Genomic DNA, 15,455 nt, shown 5'->3' on the forward strand with positions numbered 1-15,455 from the left:
CCAAAATCCAATTCTTAAAAAATTGACGTTCAGAATCTAATTTTTAGTTTTAGTTTCCGATTACCACTTTAGGGAAACGAATAATTTTGTCTCCTAATTTGTATCCTTTTTCAATAACATCAACAATTTTCCCTTTTAACTTCTCAGACGGTGCCGGAATTTGGGTAATTGCCTCAGCAAAATCAGCATTAAAAGCATCACCTGCTCTTACTTCAACTTGCTCTAAACCTTTAGAAACCAAAGTGCTTTTTAATTTTTCGTGAATCAACTCAACACCTTTTTTCAAATTTTCATCTTCAGATTTGTTGATTTCTACAGTCGCTCTGTCAAAATCGTCCAAAACCGGAAGCATTGCTAACAAAACTTCCTGATTTGCAGTTTTAAACAAATCCATACGCTCTTTTGAAGTTCTTTTTTTGTAATTTTCAAATTCTGCAAATAATCTCAAAAACTTATCTTTTTCTTTTGCCAAGTCTTGAGCCAATTGCTCTTCAACACTTAATTCTTCAACAATTAATTGTTCACCGTTGGCGTTGTTCTCTAACGTTACATCATCTAATTCCTGATCGAACTCTGTATTTTCCGTAGTCATATTACTTTTATTTTTAAAAATATTCTTAAACTTCATTTTTTATTCTTTCTGTTGGATTGCAAAAGTACTGCCAAATCTTATAAAATGTCAAATTGTCACTTTATTAAAACTGAGTCACTTAAAAAGCGAAATTAGTCTTTTAAAATTTAGTATAATTTTAAGACTATTACGTTTTAGTTTGCTTTATCTTTGAGTTCCAAATTGGAAATTAAATTATTACCGATCAAAATTGAATTTAAGGGTTGGCCTCGGCTTTATAAATAATTATTAATTCAAGTTTACCTTATATTAAAAAAAGCTTCGCCTATTTCAGACGAAGCTTTTTTTTATTTCTTTTACCCATAGCTTACAGAAAGCCTTTGATAAATAAAACACCTTATTTAATCTGTTTTATTGCACGGGCGGAGGGATTCGAACCCCCATCAACGGTTTTGGAGACCGCTATTCTACCCTTGAACTACGCCCGTAACTTAAGGCCGCAAATTAAATGCTTTTTTTTCTTTTCCACCAACTATTTCACGCAAATTTAAAAAGATTTAAGCTAATAAACCCTAATAATTCAGTAACACAATCACCACCAAAGCTTTACAAGCTATACCTTTTTTGTCAAAACAAAAACTTTATGAAATAACCGCAAAGTACGCTAAGATTTTAAAGGTATGGTTTTATAAAAACACAAAGTTCGCAAAGCTTTGTGTTTATCTGGCTTTGCGAACTTTGTGTTTTCTGTGCGTGAAGTAAAATTAAACCTAGCGCACTTTGCGGTTAAACTCTTATGACAACAAAGCAGCCTTCAACCCTTCAAAATCAACAGAAACCTGTTCTCCTGAAACTAAATTTTTAAGTGAGTACGAATTCGACGCAATTTCCTGATCGCCTGCAATTACTGCAAACGGAATCAAACGTTTATCTGCATATTGAAACTGTTTTCCCACTTTTACATTATCCGGATACAATTCTACTTTTATATTTTCCTGTCTCAATTTCTGAATGGCTTGCGACGCGTATAAAGCTTCTGCATCTCCGTAATTAATAAACAATGCCTTTGATGTTGCTGCAACAGTTTCCGGAAATAATTTTAATTCTTCCAAAACTAAATAAATACGATCTAAACCAAATGAGATTCCAACGCCACTCATATTTTTCAAACCAAAAATGCCTGTCAAGTCATCATATCTTCCGCCTCCGCCAATAGAACCCATTGAAACCGTTTTTGGTGCTGCTACTTCAAAAATAGCTCCGGTATAATAATTCAATCCACGGGCAAGAGTTACATCAAGATCTAATGTTGCTGTTGCCAAACCTAAAGTTGCCACATTGTCACAAATAAATTTCAATTCCTCCACTCCTTTCATTCCTTCTTCTGATTCGGCCAGTAAACCTGAAAGCTGAGCGATTTTATCTGCAAATGATCCTGCAAAACTAAAAAGTGGTTGCACTTTGACCAAAGCCTCTTCAGCAATACCTTTTTCGATCATTTCTTTTTTTACACCATCTTCACCAATTTTATCCAGTTTATCAAGTGCTACCGTAAAATCGATCAATTTATCCGATGCCCCGATTACTTCCGCAATTCCGGATAATATTTTTCTATTATTGATTTTGATTGTCACACCTTCAAGACCTAAAGAAGTAAAAACCGTATCATACAATTGAACCAGTTCTACTTCCTGCCATAATGATTTTGAACCTACAACATCGGCATCACATTGATAAAATTCTCTGTAACGCCCTCTTTGAGGTCTGTCAGCTCTCCAAACCGGTTGAATTTGATATCTCTTAAAAGGAAATTCAATTTCGTTCTGATGCTGCACTACATATCTGGCAAACGGAACGGTCAGGTCATAACGCAAGGCTTTCTCTGAAATCTTTCCGGTAAATTTATTCAGCTCAATTCTTTGATTCAAATCTATTGTTTCAGCAGAATTAACTTGCAGCGATTCTATAGATTCCGGTAATTCAATTTTATTTTTATTAAAGAAGAAATTACCGGAGTTTAATATTTTAAAAATCAAACGATCGCCTTCTTCCCCATATTTCCCCATTAAGGTATCTGAATTTTCAAACGAAGGGGTTTCAATGGGCTGGAAACCAAATTTCTCAAAATTACTTTTTATAGTCTGAATAATATATTGACGTTTTGACACCTCTGCAGGTGAAAAATCTCTTGTCCCTTGTGGAATACTTGGTTTTAAAGCCATTTTTTTTAGATCTTTAGATTATTAGATCTTTAGATTATTAGATTTCTTTTGCTTGAAGTCTTAAATATAAATGATCTTTTTAGATTATTGGATTTTCGCAGAATTTAGATTCCTCATAAATTCTAATCGACTGCAAATATCTTATTTTTTAAAATAAATAATAGCAGTTCGAAAACAAACTTGTAACAAAAAACGTATTTTCGTGACAAATTGGTCATGATGCTAAAATTATTTAAAGAAAATATCCGAATTGCTTTTGGTTCTATCAAAACACAATTATTGCGTACTATTCTTACCGTGGTAATTATCGCTATCGGAATTACAGCTCTAGTTGGAATTTTAACTGTTGTAACAGCTCTTGAAAATACGGTTTCAACCAATTTTGCTTCAATGGGGGCGAATACTTTCAACATCAATCAATACGAAAACACGCTTAAAAATCGTGGCGGAAAAGAGCGTGAAATTATAAATCCAATCATTTCTTATCCGGAAGCTGTAGCTTTTAAGAACAAATACAAATATCCTTTTACCGAAACTTCTCTTTCGTTTACAGCTACCACAACCGCAGAAGTAAAATATATAGATAAAAAAACAGATCCGGAAATTACAATTGTAGGGGTCGACGAGCATTTTATCAATAATTCAGGTTTAGAAACTACTTCAGGCCGTTCTTTTAATCAATTCGACATCGAAAACAATACATATTCCTGTATCGTAGGCTCTGATTTTGAAAAAGGCCTGCTAAAAGATGTCAATCCAATTGACAAAGTTATTTCTATTCGTGGCGCACGCTTTAAGGTCATTGGAGTTTTAAAAGAAAAAGGATCTACTTTTGGTCATAGTCAGGATTTACGTGTTTTGATTCCAATACAAGTAGCACGTTCCTTATTTACTTCCCCAAACATCAATTATACAATGAGCGTAATGGTTTCTAAAAAAGAACTTTTAGACGAAGCCATTGATAACGCCACAAGTACTATGCGACGAGTTCGTAAATTAAGTCCGGTTCGTGATAACAATTTTGGTATTGGCCGAAGTGACGATTTAATAAACAGAATCCTGGGCATTACTAAATATTTAGGCTGGGCTTCCTGGATTATTTCCATTATTACTATTTTAGGTTCCTCGATTGCCTTAATGAATATCATGATTGTTTCGGTTACAGAACGTACCCGCGAAATTGGTGTTCGTAAAGCCTTAGGAGCAACAAAAGTGACCATTTCGGTTCAGTTTTTTATAGAAACCTTATTAATTGGACAAATTGGAGGTCTGGTTGGAATTGTCCTGGGAATTTTAGTAGGTTTTGCTTTTGCAGCTGCAATGAGCTTTGCTTTTGTGATTCCGTGGATGGCTATTTTTGCAGCTTTCGGAACCAGTTTTGCCGTTGCTATTGTTTCCGGTTTATATCCGGCAATTAAAGCTTCGCAATTAGACCCAATTGAAGCCTTACGTTACGAATAGTTTTAAATAGGCGCTTAAGCCTAATACTGTGAATCAAGTATTTAATGGAGAAATAGCTCTTCAAAAGACCGGATTTACTCCTAATATGTTTTTTTTACACCACCCAAAGCCTCAGGACCGGCACAAAAGGATTTCCACTTCTATGGATAAAACCTGCTATGATTTCAACAACTCTAGCCGGACTTAAAAAGCTCTAGCTTTGATTTTGAAAACCACCTACATCACTTTTCTAAATTTCCTTTACCGATTTAATTCCCTTAGCAAAAAATAACCATCTATTTTCAAATAGTCTTTTATGGTTGTATTTTGATCTTCCATTTGAGTATGCTTAACTTTGGTAATTCATACAGCCTAAGAAACCTTACATGAAATCATTCTGTCATTATCATAAATATCCCTTCGCAATTCGATATTTTTAAAATTCATTTTTTCTAATAAATCTTTCGTTTCTTCACCTAAATATTGGTTAATTTCAAAATACAACTGTCCGTTTTCCAAGAGATTTTCCTGAGCCAGTTCTGCTATTTTCCGATAAAAGACCAAAGCATCATTATCTTCTACAAAAAGTGCCAAATGCGGCTCGTAATCCAGAACATTCTTTTTGATTTCTTCTTTCTCCAAATTACGGACATAAGGCGGATTTGAAACAATAATATCAAAATTACATTTCAATTCCTCCGTTTCTAAAATATCCTGAAGTATAAAATTGAGTTCAACTTTATTATTAGCAGCATTTTTCTTAGCCGTTTCTATCGCTTTCTTTGAAACATCAATAGCATATACTTCTGCATTTGGAATGTTTTTGGCAAGAGAAATTGCGATGCATCCGCTTCCTGTTCCAATATCAAGGATTTTGATTTTTTTAGTCCGATCCATCTTCGAATGTTCATTGATAATCCATTCTACCAATTCTTCTGTTTCAGGTCTCGGAATCAAAACATTTTCATTGACTTCAAACTCTAAACCATAAAAATGAGTTTTACCTAATAAATATTGTATCGGAACTTCTTTTTTTAACTCGGCCAATAAAGAATCCCAAACCACAAAATCCTCTTCAGAAAAAGTCAATTCATGATTTAAAGCTAAATCGATTTGCCGAAGTTTGTGTTTATCTTCTAAAATTAAATAGAAAAAACTTTCCGCTTCGTACGCATCGTAAAAAGACGACAACTCTTTAATAAACTGAGTGCGGTATTGTTTAATTCTCATTTATACTTGAAATTTATATATTTAAGCAGTGTTTTTTTATACTTTTTGCCTGAATTCTGCTAACAATCGAATTGTATGGCGATTTGAGAAACCTTTTTTACAGGCTCTTCATTTTCTGCCTTTGAAGAAAGAAATAACATAACACGCGTTTCTTCATAATCCCGGTTTGCACCAAAAATAAAATCCAGTTTTCCATCATTATCAATATCTCCGGCAAAAAGCAATTCAACAAAAGTATCATTGAATGTGTCTACTTGCAAAAGCAATTTTTCAGGTCCGTTATTGGCTTTTAAATAAAGTTTATAGTTTTCTACTTTTTTATAAACTTCTTCTTTATTATCATCTAAACTTCTTTTTTCAGTAGACAGCACTTTTCCTTCAGCCCTAAAAACATAGTCTGTATTATTGAATTTTAAAGTTACTTTTTCGTCAGGCCAGATTTTGTTTTTAGCCAATTTCAAAGTCTTTATTTTTCCCAATTTCAATTGTGAATAGTCCATAAACAAAAGTGATTTGTTTTTGGAAATAATCGATCTCAAAGAATCCCCGACACATTCGTCGAATCCTTTTTCAATCTTAAAATCAGCTTTTCCAAGATAATATTCTCCATTTTCTTCGAACAAATCAACCCAGTTTTTATTTAAGGAATTAGCCGGATTACTGCCTTCATCATCTCTGTATCCATGCTGAAGCAAGATATCAAAGTCATTCTTAAAATCTTCTTCAACAACCACTTCATCGTTTACAACGGAGTCTTTAACGACTTGATTCTTAACCGGTTTTAAAGACTTTTGAGTTTTTACGTCATGATGATCTTTACAGGAAAATAATATTGAAAGCATCAAAAATGGAAGAATTATTTTTTTCATAGTCAACTTATAATGTTTTTAACATCCAAACCGGGCAAGAACTATGCCCTGTATTTCCCATTGGAGCATCTAAATATTCAAAACCTGATTTTTTATATAATTTTTGAGCGGCATGCATAAACGGCATCGTCTCGATATAGCATTTTTTAAATCCAAAATCTCTGGCTTTATCCAGACACTTTGCCATCATTTTACTTCCAATTCCCAAGCCACGGGTTTCAGGCAGGAAATACATTTTTTGCAATTCACAAATTTCCGGATCACCATTCTCTAAAGGGGCAATTCCGCAACATCCCAAAATTTTACCTTCTTTTTCAACTACAAAATAAACCGCCTTTGATTTACTGTATTCTTCAAACATTAAATCTAAATACGCATCTTCGTATGCTGTTCCTACCTTTGGTATTCCCATTTCATCAAAAACCGATCGTATTAACTGAGCAACTGCCTGATTGTCTTCTTTTTCAATTGCTCTTATAAGCCATTTTTCCATTTTATTTATTCTTGTAATCCATTACAAAAGTAAATATACTTTTTCGATAGTTTCTCAACTATCCTAAAACTATCGGGACTAAACTCAAAAATAATTACTTTTGTATCGTGAATATACATGAGAAATACATAAAACGTTGTATCGAGCTTGCCAAAAATGGATTTGGGACTACTTACCCCAACCCAATGGTAGGAAGTGTCATCGTCTGCGAAGATAAGATTATTGGTGAAGGCTGGCATAAAAAAGCCGGAGAGCCGCATGCCGAAGTAAATGCCGTAAAATCTGTAAAAGACAAATCGCTTTTAAAAAAAGCAACTATATATGTGAGCCTTGAACCTTGCAGCCATTTTGGAAAAACACCGCCTTGTTGCGACTTAATTATCGCAAATGAGATCCCAAATGTAGTTGTGGGAACAGTCGATCCAAACGAAAAAGTGGCAGGAAATGGCATCAAAAAACTAATTGCTGCAGGAGCAAATGTAACGGTTGGTATTTTAGAAAAAGAGTGTAACGAACTAAATAAGCGCTTCTTTACATTTCATCAAAAAAAGAGACCTTATATTATATTGAAGTGGGCCGAAAGCCAGGACGGTTTTTTAGCCCCTGAAAAAATAACCAATCCGGAACGCAGGCCTGTTTGGATTACCAATACGTTTTCAAGGCAATTGGTTCATAAATGGCGAAGCGAGGAACAAGCAATTTTAGTGGGCACACAAACAGTTATAGCCGACAATCCAAGATTGAATGTTCGTGACTGGTCAGGGAATAATCCGGTAAGAGTTGTTTTGGATCAAAACAATCGGATTTCTAAAGAAAGTTTTATTTTTGACGACAGTGTAAAAACGATTGTATTTACAAAATCTGAAAATATCATATCAGCAGAAAACACTATCTTTGAAGTAATTGATTTTAATCAAAATATTGTTCCGCAAATTTTGGGCATTTTATATCAAAATCAGATTCAGTCTATTATTATTGAAGGCGGATTGCAAACTTTACAAACTTTTATTGATCAGGATATCTGGGATGAAGCCCGAATTTTTATTGGAAACACCACTTTCGAAAAGGGAACAAAAGCACCCATAATTCAAAAGAAAAACGCAACCAAAACCTACATTCAAAGCGACGAATTAATATATATTAGAAATCATGATTGATACTATCATTTTTGACTTTGGAGACATTTTTATCAATTTAGATAAACAAGCTACCATTTCAGGATTGCAAAAATTAGGCATGACAGAGTGGAATGCAGAATTGGAGCGTTTGAATCTTTTGTTCGAAACAGGAGATATTTCGCATGCTGATTTTTTGGCCGGTTTTCAAAAAGAACTTCCAAACGCTTCAACTGAACAAATTCTGGAAGCCTGGAATGCTGTTCTGGCAGATTTTCCTCTATACCGATTGGAGTTTCTACAAATGCTTTCTAAAAAGTACCGCTTGTTCTTATTAAGCAATACAGATTCAATCCATATTGAAACTTTCGAAAATAAAAGTGGCATTTCTTTCTACAGCGATTTTTACCAATGTTTTGAAAAAGTCTATTTTTCATTTGAAATTGGAATGAGAAAACCCAATGCTGAAGTTTTTCAATACTTAATCAATAAACATGAGTTATCACCAAAACGTACTTTGTTTGTAGATGATAAAAAAGAAAACACAGATTCTGCAGCTGCATTAGGATTTAATATCTGGAACTTACAAGTGGGCCAGGAAGATGTTGTGGATCTGTTTGAAAAAAAAATAATTTAGGTACTCTTTATTTTAGCGACAGATTAAAAAGATCAGAAGGATTTTTTTCACGCAGATTGGAGCAGGTTTAATTATAATCTGTGTAAATCAGCCTGGATCTTTTTAAATCTGGATAAAAAAACCTTTACCTTATTTTACTCATATAATTTAGAAATTTTACTTTTGGAATATAACGATACGTATCAAACCATTGCCTTTGAATCAGAAGAAGTGCTTTTCAAGGAAAAAGGAAGCAAGTTCTTTGGTTATGCATTTCCTATAGAAACTGAAGATGAAGTAAGACCTATAATTGAAGTCTTAAAAAAACAACATCCTCATGCCGTTCATTTTTGTTATGCCTACCAACTGGGCACCGCTCCAAAAGTAACGTATCGCGCTAATGATGACGGAGAACCTAATAATAGTGCCGGAGCTCCTATTTACGGACAGATACAATCTTTTGGACTAACCAACGTTCTTGTTGTTGTGGTTCGAATTTTTGGCGGTACAAAATTAGGTGTTGGCGGATTAATTGCAGCTTATAAAACAACTGCACAAATGACACTTGAAGGTTGTCAAATTATCGAAAAAACAATTGATGTTCACTTTTTAATCTCTTTTGATTATAAAAACATGAACAAAGTGATGCGTGTTATTAAAGAAAAGAAACTGGAAATTACTTCTCAGGAAATGGAGATTAACGAGGTTTCCGGTCTTCCAATAGGTAAAATAGGAACGAAAACCCGAAAAAAAAATGCCGAAACAGTATTCGACATTTTTGATTTAATGTTCGAAATCGACATTAAAATTATATAAATTGACATTAAAACCCAGTACATTTTAACAATTATACTAATGTTTTAAATAATTCTAAAATGTATTCCGGAGGTGCCGTCGGGCGACCTGTTTTTAACGAAATAAATACTAAAATAAACACCGCAGTTGTTAATAACTCATTCGCTTCATTATAGATCGCGCAGTCAAATTCAATCTTCACCGAGGATTGACTTTTGAAAGTCGTATGAATTGTAAGAAGCTCATCATAGCGCGCTGATTTTTTATAATTTATTTGCATGGAAACAATGGGCAACCCAATACCACTTTCTTCCATACTTTTATAAGAAACCCCTTTATTTCTAAGCCATTCCACGCGTCCTATCTCAAAATACGGAACGTAATTTCCGTGATAAACAACGCCCATTTGATCGGTTTCAGAGTAACGAACCCGTACCTGAGTTTGATGATTTTTCATTAATTATGTATTAAAAAAATTTAACTTTCAAAAGTTCACTTACAACTTTTTTTTATAAAATTAGAGTCCAAAATATTTTTTTTTACAGAAATTTGTTCACATATTTGTTATCCCGAAATACGGAATAAAATTGCTCCTTTTTTATTAGGAGAATCTTTATCAATAATAAGAAAATTTATCTGAATCTATGACTAAAACTGCTCAATCGGTATGGGAAAACTGTTTGTCCTTTATAAAAGACAATATTCAAGATCAAGCATACAAAACTTGGTTTGAACCAATCAAATCAGTTGAGCTAACCGACAACGCGTTATATATTCAGGTACCTAGTAAATTTTTCTACGAATGGTTAGAAGAACACTATGTTAAATTATTGAAAGTTGCGCTTACCAAAGAACTGGGAAAAAACGCAAAGTTACTCTATAAAATTAAAATGGAGAACACTTATGGTAATAAACAACCGTTTACTGAACAGCTACCAAGTGCCAACAGAGTTCCAATGAAACCTCAGGAGGTTGATGCTCCGTTTAAAAACTTAAACCCTGAACTTAAAAACCCGTTTGTAATTCCCGGAATTAGAAATTTAAAAATTGAGTCGCAGTTAAATGCCAATTACAGCTTTGATAATTTCCTTGAAGGAGATTCAAACCGTCTGGCCCGTTCAGCAGGTATGGCTGTTGCCAATAAACCTGGAGGAACATCATTTAACCCATTATTGATTTTTGGCGGAGTTGGTTTAGGAAAAACACACTTAGCACACGCTATAGGTGTAGAAGTAAAAGATAAATATCCTGAAAAAACGGTTTTATACATTTCTGCCGAAATTTTCACACAACAATATATTGATTCGGTAAAAAAGAATAATCGTAATGATTTCATTCACTTTTACCAATTAATCGACGTTTTAATTATTGACGACGTTCAGTTTTTATCTGGAAAATCCGGAACTCAGGACGTATTTTTCCACATTTTCAACTACCTGCACCAAAACGGAAAACAGGTAATTTTAACATCAGACAAAGCTCCTGTTGACATGCAGGACATTGAGCAACGTTTGTTATCCCGTTTTAAATGGGGATTATCTGCTGAATTACATCAGCCGGATTACGAAACCAGAATTTCGATCTTAAAAAACATTTTATATCGCGATGGTGTCGAAATGCCTGAAGATATTATTGAATATGTTGCCCGCAATATTAAATCTAATGTTAGAGAACTTGAAGGTGCTATTATTTCATTAATTGCTCAGTCTTCTTTCAATAAAAAAGAAGTTACCATTGAACTGGCAAAAAGTGTTGTAGAGAAATTTGTCAAAAACGTAAAGAGAGAAATCTCTATCGATTATATTCAAAAAATTGTATCTGACTATTTTCAGCTGGATATCGAAACGCTTCAATCTAAAACCAGAAAAAGGCACGTTGTTCAGGCAAGACAACTGGCTATGTTTTTTGCTAAGAAATTTACCAAAGCTTCTTTGGCAAACATTGGCTCACAAATTGGGGACCGTGATCACGCTACCGTATTACACGCTTGTAAAACCGTTGACAATTTAGTTTCTACAGATAAACAATTCAAGAAATTTGTCGAAGACATCAATAAAAAACTAACGCTATAAACGCGAATCATGCCAGTAAAAATTTTAATGGTTTGCCTGGGAAATATTTGCAGATCACCTTTAGCAGAAGGTATTCTAGCAGCAAAATTACCTCAGGATAAATTTATTGTTGATTCTGCCGGAACAGGATCATGGCATATTGGTCATGCTCCCGACAAACGCTCGATTGCAGTAGCGCAAAAAAACGGCTTATGTATTGACAATCAAAAAGGCAGACAATTTAAAATCGCTGATTTTGACGAATTTGATTATATCTATGTCATGGACAGTTCAAATTACCGTGATGTCATTCAGCTGGCTAAAACTCCGGAACACAAAAACAAAGTACATCTTATCTTAAACGAATTATTTCCGGATGAAAATGTAGATGTTCCAGATCCTTATTACGGAGCTGTTAATGGTTTTGACAATGTTTACCAGATGCTGGATGAAGTTGCTGAAATTATAGCCCAAAAACTTATCGAAAAACATTCCTAATTTAATTTGTATTTTAATTACTTAACGATAATTAAAATACATTTTTTGCTTTAAACCCTAAAATATCACAAAATGAAACTCCCAGGAAAATTATATTTAATTCCAACAACAATGGGCGAAAGTGATCCGATGGACGTTTTACCACAAACCGTAAAAAGAAGTATCGATTTTATAGATCATTATATTGTTGAGAACGAAAAAACCGCCAGAAAATCAATAAAAGCAGTTTCTCCTGAGAAAAAACAATCAGAACTTATACTTTTCACACTTAATAAACGTACTGAACCAAGCGAACATTTAGACTTCATAAAACCTTTATTAGAAGGCAAAAATGTGGGCTTAATGAGCGAAGCAGGTTGCCCAGGAGTTGCTGATCCCGGTGCTGTAATTGTAAAACTGGCTCATGAAAAAGGAATTCAGGTTGTACCTCTAGTTGGCCCTTCTTCTATTCTACTGGCCATGATGGCTTCCGGAATGAATGGTCAGAGTTTTACATTCAACGGGTATTTACCAATAGATAAAGACGAAAAAAAATCGGCATTAAAATATTTTGAAAAATTATCTCAGGATAAAAATCAATCACAACTTTTTATTGAAACCCCTTATAGAAACAATAAATTAGTCGAAGATATTCTGCAAATCTTAAATCCGTCTACACATCTGTGTATTGCCACAGATATCACCTTACCAACAGAATTCATTAAAACGATGCGTATTTCAGATTGGAAGAAATTAAAGGTTGATTTACATAACAGACCTACGATTTTTATTATTCATAAAATGTAAAACTAACTTTAAAACCATAATGTATGAAAAAGCTTTTAATCCTCATTTTGATCTGTTCTGTGCAAAGTATATTTTCTCAAACCAGGACAAAAGATTCTTCCGGCAAGACATCCCCTAAAAACTCAGAAGAACTTCCTTACAAACCAACCAGCGAAGTTATTGAAGAAAAAAATCAAGTTTACAATACAGCTGGACTAGAAGTAAGACCAGAATTTCCTGGAGGACAAGAAGCATTTGATCGTTTTTTAAAGGAAAATTATAAAAATCCAAAAAATACAGAAATAAAAGGAAAAGTATATCTAACTTTTATAATAGAAAAAGACGGTTCATTAAGTGATATTAAAGTTTTAAGAGACATTGGTTTTGAAACCGGCGCAGAAGCTATACGTGTTTTAAAAATGTCTCCAAAATGGATTCCCGGAAAACAAAACAATACTACTGTTAGAACATTATATTCAATACCAGTTTCTGTAAATAATTTCGTAAAGTAATTATTCAACAAAATAAAAATTTCCTTATATTGTACTCACAAGTTTTCCCTTAATCAAACTTTTTCATGAGTAAACTTCCAAATGTAACCACAAGTATTTTCACGGTAATGTCAAAAATGGCAGCTGAATACAATGCAATCAATCTTTCGCAGGGATTCCCAAACTTTCCTGTTGACGAACGATTAACAGATATTTTGGCAAAATTATCCAAAGAAAATGTGCATCAATATACACCAATGGCAGGTTTTCCACCATTGATGAATCAGATTGCAAAATTGATTCAGAGTTCATACAACAGAACCATTATTCCCGAAACTGAAATTCTGGTTACTGCCGGTGCCACTCAGGGAATTTTTACTTCGATTTTAGCTTTGGTAAAAACGGGTGATGAAGTTATTATTCTGGATCCGAGTTATGATTCTTATGAATCTCCGGTTTTACTTTGTAACGCAAAACCAGTTCGTGTTGCATTAAACAATGATTACACCCCAAATTGGGAAACTATAGAAAAAGCGTGTTCGTCAAAAACGAAGATGATTATTATCAATAATCCGCATAATCCAACCGGGAAAATTTTGACAGAAGCTGATTTTCTTCAATTGGAAAAATTGCTTTCAAAACATCCTGACATTATTGTTTTATCTGATGAAGTTTACGAATACATTACTTTTGAAGAAAAACATATTTCGGCACATACCAAAGATTTTCTTTTAGATCGCTGCATCATGGTTTCTTCTTTCGGAAAATCATTTCATATTACGGGGTGGAAAATTGGTTATACCGTTGCACCTGAGCATCTAATGAAAGAAATCAAAAAAGTACATCAATTTTTAGTATTTAGCGTTAATAGTATTTCACAAGCTGCTATAAGCGAATATTTAAATGTTGTTGATGTAAATCTTCTCGGAAAATTCTATCAGGAAAAACGGGATTACTTTCAAAAACTACTTCAAAACAGTCGATTTGAATTAAAACCTTGCGAAGGAACTTATTTTCAGGTTGTTTCTTATGCTAACATTTCAGAAGACGATGATGTTACTTTTTGCAAAAAATTAATCACAGATCATGGCGTTGCCGCTATTCCTATTTCTACTTTTTACTCCGATCATAAAGATCAAAAATTAATCCGTTTTTGTTTTGCCAAAGACAATGTTACCTTAGAATCTGCTGCAAAAAAATTGTGTGATATATAAAGTTTATCAAAATTTTATAACATTATTATGCGTGCATCCTATTTATTTAATTAATATTGTAATAAAAAAGAGAAAAATATGAGCTATACAGATAAAATGTTGAGAGATGACGCTTTAAAAGGTAAGGTCATTGTCGTTACAGGTGGAGGAAGTGGTTTAGGAAAAGCAATGACTAAATATTTCTTGGAATTAGGTGCTCAGGTGGCTATCACTTCGAGAGATTTAGAAAAGCTAAAAAACACTGCTACAGAACTTGAAGCTGAAACGGGAGGAAAATGTTTACCACTTCAATGTGATGTTCGTCATTATGAAGAAGTAGAAAATATGCTTCAGGAAGTTTTAAAAGCTTTCGGGAAAGTAGATGTTCTATTAAACAATGCTGCCGGAAATTTCATTTCTCCAACAGAACGTTTATCTGCAAATGCATTTGATACTGTTATAGATATTGTATTAAAAGGATCCAAAAACTGCACGCTAGCCTTTGGAAAACATTGGATTGACAGCAAACAAACATCGGCTACGATTTTAAATATCGTAACGACTTATGCCTGGACAGGATCTGCTTATGTGGTACCTAGTGCAACTGCAAAAGCAGGAGTTTTAGCTATGACACGCAGTCTGGCTGTAGAATGGGCAAAATACGGAATCCGTTCTAACGCCATTGCTCCGGGGCCATTTCCAACAAAAGGGGCATGGGACAGACTATTGCCGGGTGATTTAGCTGAAAAATTCGATATGGCAAAAAAAGTACCTTTAAAACGTGTAGGTGATCACCAGGAATTAGCGAATTTAGCCGCTTACTTAGTGTCTGATTTTTCAGCTTATGTAAACGGAGACGTTATTACAATTGATGGTGGTGAATGGCTAAAAGGCGCCGGACAATTTAATTTATTAGAAGCAATTCCTGAAGAACTTTGGGACCAGCTTGAAATGATGATAAAAGCAAAAAAGAATAAATAATTTTATGTGCTTACTAAATTCAGAATATTTTATTTAAACTATACTGATTGCACTAAATCCCGAAGGTTCTGCTTTCGGGATTTTTTTATGTTTTTCACCATATAAGTGATATAAGTTCAATGAAC

General features: G+C 33.8%; 16 protein-coding genes and 1 tRNA gene. 10 read left to right on the forward strand and 7 right to left on the reverse strand.

The genetic code is table 11. From position 1 onward, the window contains the following. Positions 1-49: 49 nt before the first annotated feature. From ACHRWY_RS25340 to hisS, 3 genes are all read right to left on the reverse strand, one after another. Complete coding sequence (locus tag ACHRWY_RS25340; protein ID WP_395358404.1) at positions 50-628, reverse strand: nucleotide exchange factor GrpE; 579 nt, start codon at positions 626-628, stop codon at positions 50-52. Between the two features lie 360 nt (positions 629-988). Further along, positions 989-1,059 (reverse strand) — tRNA-Trp (locus tag ACHRWY_RS25345). Between the two features lie 306 nt (positions 1,060-1,365). Beyond that, entirely contained in the window at positions 1,366-2,793 is a 1,428-nt protein-coding gene (gene hisS, locus ACHRWY_RS25350) for a histidine--tRNA ligase (RefSeq protein ID WP_395358406.1), read from the reverse strand. A 216-nt stretch (positions 2,794-3,009) separates the two neighbouring features. Here hisS and ACHRWY_RS25355 point away from each other — a divergent pair, with 216 nt between their 5' ends. Continuing rightward, entirely contained in the window at positions 3,010-4,254 is a 1,245-nt protein-coding gene (locus ACHRWY_RS25355; protein WP_395358408.1) for an ABC transporter permease, read from the forward strand. 351 nt (positions 4,255-4,605) lie between these two features. Here the strand turns inward: ACHRWY_RS25355 and prmC are convergent, their stop codons facing one another. From prmC to ACHRWY_RS25370, 3 genes are read right to left on the reverse strand one after another with little or no spacing between them, the layout of a single operon-like run. Continuing rightward, entirely contained in the window at positions 4,606-5,463 is an 858-nt protein-coding gene (gene prmC, locus ACHRWY_RS25360) for a peptide chain release factor N(5)-glutamine methyltransferase (protein WP_395358410.1), read from the reverse strand. Between the two features lie 59 nt (positions 5,464-5,522). Continuing rightward, positions 5,523-6,332 (reverse strand): hypothetical protein, encoded by an 810-nt coding sequence (locus ACHRWY_RS25365; RefSeq protein WP_395358412.1) that lies wholly within the window; start codon positions 6,330-6,332, stop codon positions 5,523-5,525. Positions 6,333-6,339: 7 nt separating this feature from the next. Continuing rightward, the gene (locus ACHRWY_RS25370; protein WP_395358414.1) at positions 6,340-6,825 is read right to left on the reverse strand and encodes a GNAT family N-acetyltransferase; all 486 of its coding nucleotides are present in this window, start codon (positions 6,823-6,825) and stop codon (positions 6,340-6,342) included. Positions 6,826-6,932: 107 nt separating this feature from the next. Between ACHRWY_RS25370 and ribD the strand changes: the two genes are divergently transcribed. The 3 genes from ribD (at position 6,933) to ACHRWY_RS25385 (ending at position 9,372) form a co-directional block, all read left to right on the forward strand. Then, positions 6,933-7,982 (forward strand): bifunctional diaminohydroxyphosphoribosylaminopyrimidine deaminase/5-amino-6-(5-phosphoribosylamino)uracil reductase RibD, encoded by a 1,050-nt coding sequence (ribD, locus tag ACHRWY_RS25375; protein WP_395358416.1) that lies wholly within the window; start codon positions 6,933-6,935, stop codon positions 7,980-7,982. Continuing rightward, positions 7,975-8,577, forward strand: a complete 603-nt coding sequence (locus ACHRWY_RS25380; RefSeq protein WP_395358418.1) for an HAD family hydrolase — start codon at positions 7,975-7,977, stop codon at positions 8,575-8,577. The genes ribD and ACHRWY_RS25380 overlap by 8 nt, the downstream gene beginning before the upstream one ends. A 162-nt stretch (positions 8,578-8,739) precedes the next feature. Then, positions 8,740-9,372 carry an IMPACT family protein gene (locus tag ACHRWY_RS25385; RefSeq protein WP_395358420.1) on the forward strand — a complete coding sequence of 211 codons (633 nt, stop codon included), beginning with the start codon at positions 8,740-8,742 and terminating at the stop codon, positions 9,370-9,372. 31 nt (positions 9,373-9,403) lie between these two features. Here ACHRWY_RS25385 and ACHRWY_RS25390 read toward each other — a convergent pair whose 3' ends face one another. Beyond that, complete coding sequence (locus ACHRWY_RS25390) at positions 9,404-9,808, reverse strand: acyl-CoA thioesterase (RefSeq protein ID WP_395358422.1); 405 nt, start codon at positions 9,806-9,808, stop codon at positions 9,404-9,406. A gap of 187 nt (positions 9,809-9,995) precedes the next feature. Between ACHRWY_RS25390 and dnaA the strand changes: the two genes are divergently transcribed. From dnaA to ACHRWY_RS25420, 6 genes are all read left to right on the forward strand, one after another. Next, positions 9,996-11,423 carry a chromosomal replication initiator protein DnaA gene (gene dnaA / locus ACHRWY_RS25395; protein WP_041517015.1) on the forward strand — a complete coding sequence of 476 codons (1,428 nt, stop codon included), beginning with the start codon at positions 9,996-9,998 and terminating at the stop codon, positions 11,421-11,423. Between the two features lie 9 nt (positions 11,424-11,432). Beyond that, positions 11,433-11,900 (forward strand): low molecular weight protein-tyrosine-phosphatase, encoded by a 468-nt coding sequence (locus ACHRWY_RS25400; RefSeq protein WP_395358425.1) that lies wholly within the window; start codon positions 11,433-11,435, stop codon positions 11,898-11,900. A gap of 72 nt (positions 11,901-11,972) precedes the next feature. Next, positions 11,973-12,686, forward strand: coding sequence for an SAM-dependent methyltransferase (locus ACHRWY_RS25405; protein WP_395358427.1), 714 nt, complete (start codon positions 11,973-11,975; stop codon positions 12,684-12,686). Positions 12,687-12,709: 23 nt separating this feature from the next. Continuing rightward, positions 12,710-13,177: an energy transducer TonB gene (locus tag ACHRWY_RS25410; RefSeq protein ID WP_395358429.1), complete on the forward strand. Its 468-nt coding sequence runs from the start codon at positions 12,710-12,712 to the stop codon at positions 13,175-13,177. A 65-nt stretch (positions 13,178-13,242) separates the two neighbouring features. Then, a complete protein-coding gene (locus tag ACHRWY_RS25415; RefSeq protein ID WP_395358431.1) occupies positions 13,243-14,370 on the forward strand; it encodes a methionine aminotransferase in 1,128 nt (375 codons plus the stop codon). Positions 14,371-14,448: 78 nt separating this feature from the next. After that, the gene (locus tag ACHRWY_RS25420; protein WP_395358433.1) at positions 14,449-15,330 is read left to right on the forward strand and encodes an SDR family oxidoreductase; all 882 of its coding nucleotides are present in this window, start codon (positions 14,449-14,451) and stop codon (positions 15,328-15,330) included. The last annotated feature ends 125 nt before the right edge of the window (positions 15,331-15,455 follow it).

The sequence above is a fragment of the Flavobacterium sp. FlaQc-48 genome, assembly GCF_044007335.1.
Lineage (GTDB): Bacteria > Bacteroidota > Bacteroidia > Flavobacteriales > Flavobacteriaceae > Flavobacterium.

Bases quoted from the DNA above. Each gene is read 5' to 3' on its own strand.
- ACHRWY_RS25400 (WP_395358425.1), top strand. From the start codon at position 11,433: ATGCCAGTAAAAATTTTAATGGTTTGCCTGGGAAATATTTGCAGATCA.
- ACHRWY_RS25410 (WP_395358429.1), top strand. From the start codon at position 12,710: ATGAAAAAGCTTTTAATCCTCATTTTGATCTGTTCTGTGCAAAGTATA.
- ACHRWY_RS25390 (WP_395358422.1), bottom strand. From the start codon at position 9,808: ATGAAAAATCATCAAACTCAGGTACGGGTTCGTTACTCTGAAACCGAT.
- ACHRWY_RS25370 (WP_395358414.1), bottom strand. From the start codon at position 6,825: ATGGAAAAATGGCTTATAAGAGCAATTGAAAAAGAAGACAATCAGGCA.
- ACHRWY_RS25365 (WP_395358412.1), bottom strand. From the start codon at position 6,332: ATGAAAAAAATAATTCTTCCATTTTTGATGCTTTCAATATTATTTTCC.
- ACHRWY_RS25415 (WP_395358431.1), top strand. From the start codon at position 13,243: ATGAGTAAACTTCCAAATGTAACCACAAGTATTTTCACGGTAATGTCA.
- ACHRWY_RS25340 (WP_395358404.1), bottom strand. From the start codon at position 628: ATGAAGTTTAAGAATATTTTTAAAAATAAAAGTAATATGACTACGGAA.
- hisS (WP_395358406.1), bottom strand. From the start codon at position 2,793: ATGGCTTTAAAACCAAGTATTCCACAAGGGACAAGAGATTTTTCACCT.
- dnaA (WP_041517015.1), top strand. From the start codon at position 9,996: ATGACTAAAACTGCTCAATCGGTATGGGAAAACTGTTTGTCCTTTATA.
- ACHRWY_RS25355 (WP_395358408.1), top strand. From the start codon at position 3,010: ATGATGCTAAAATTATTTAAAGAAAATATCCGAATTGCTTTTGGTTCT.
- ACHRWY_RS25405 (WP_395358427.1), top strand. From the start codon at position 11,973: ATGAAACTCCCAGGAAAATTATATTTAATTCCAACAACAATGGGCGAA.
- ACHRWY_RS25420 (WP_395358433.1), top strand. From the start codon at position 14,449: ATGAGCTATACAGATAAAATGTTGAGAGATGACGCTTTAAAAGGTAAG.
- ACHRWY_RS25380 (WP_395358418.1), top strand. From the start codon at position 7,975: ATGATTGATACTATCATTTTTGACTTTGGAGACATTTTTATCAATTTA.
- prmC (WP_395358410.1), bottom strand. From the start codon at position 5,463: ATGAGAATTAAACAATACCGCACTCAGTTTATTAAAGAGTTGTCGTCT.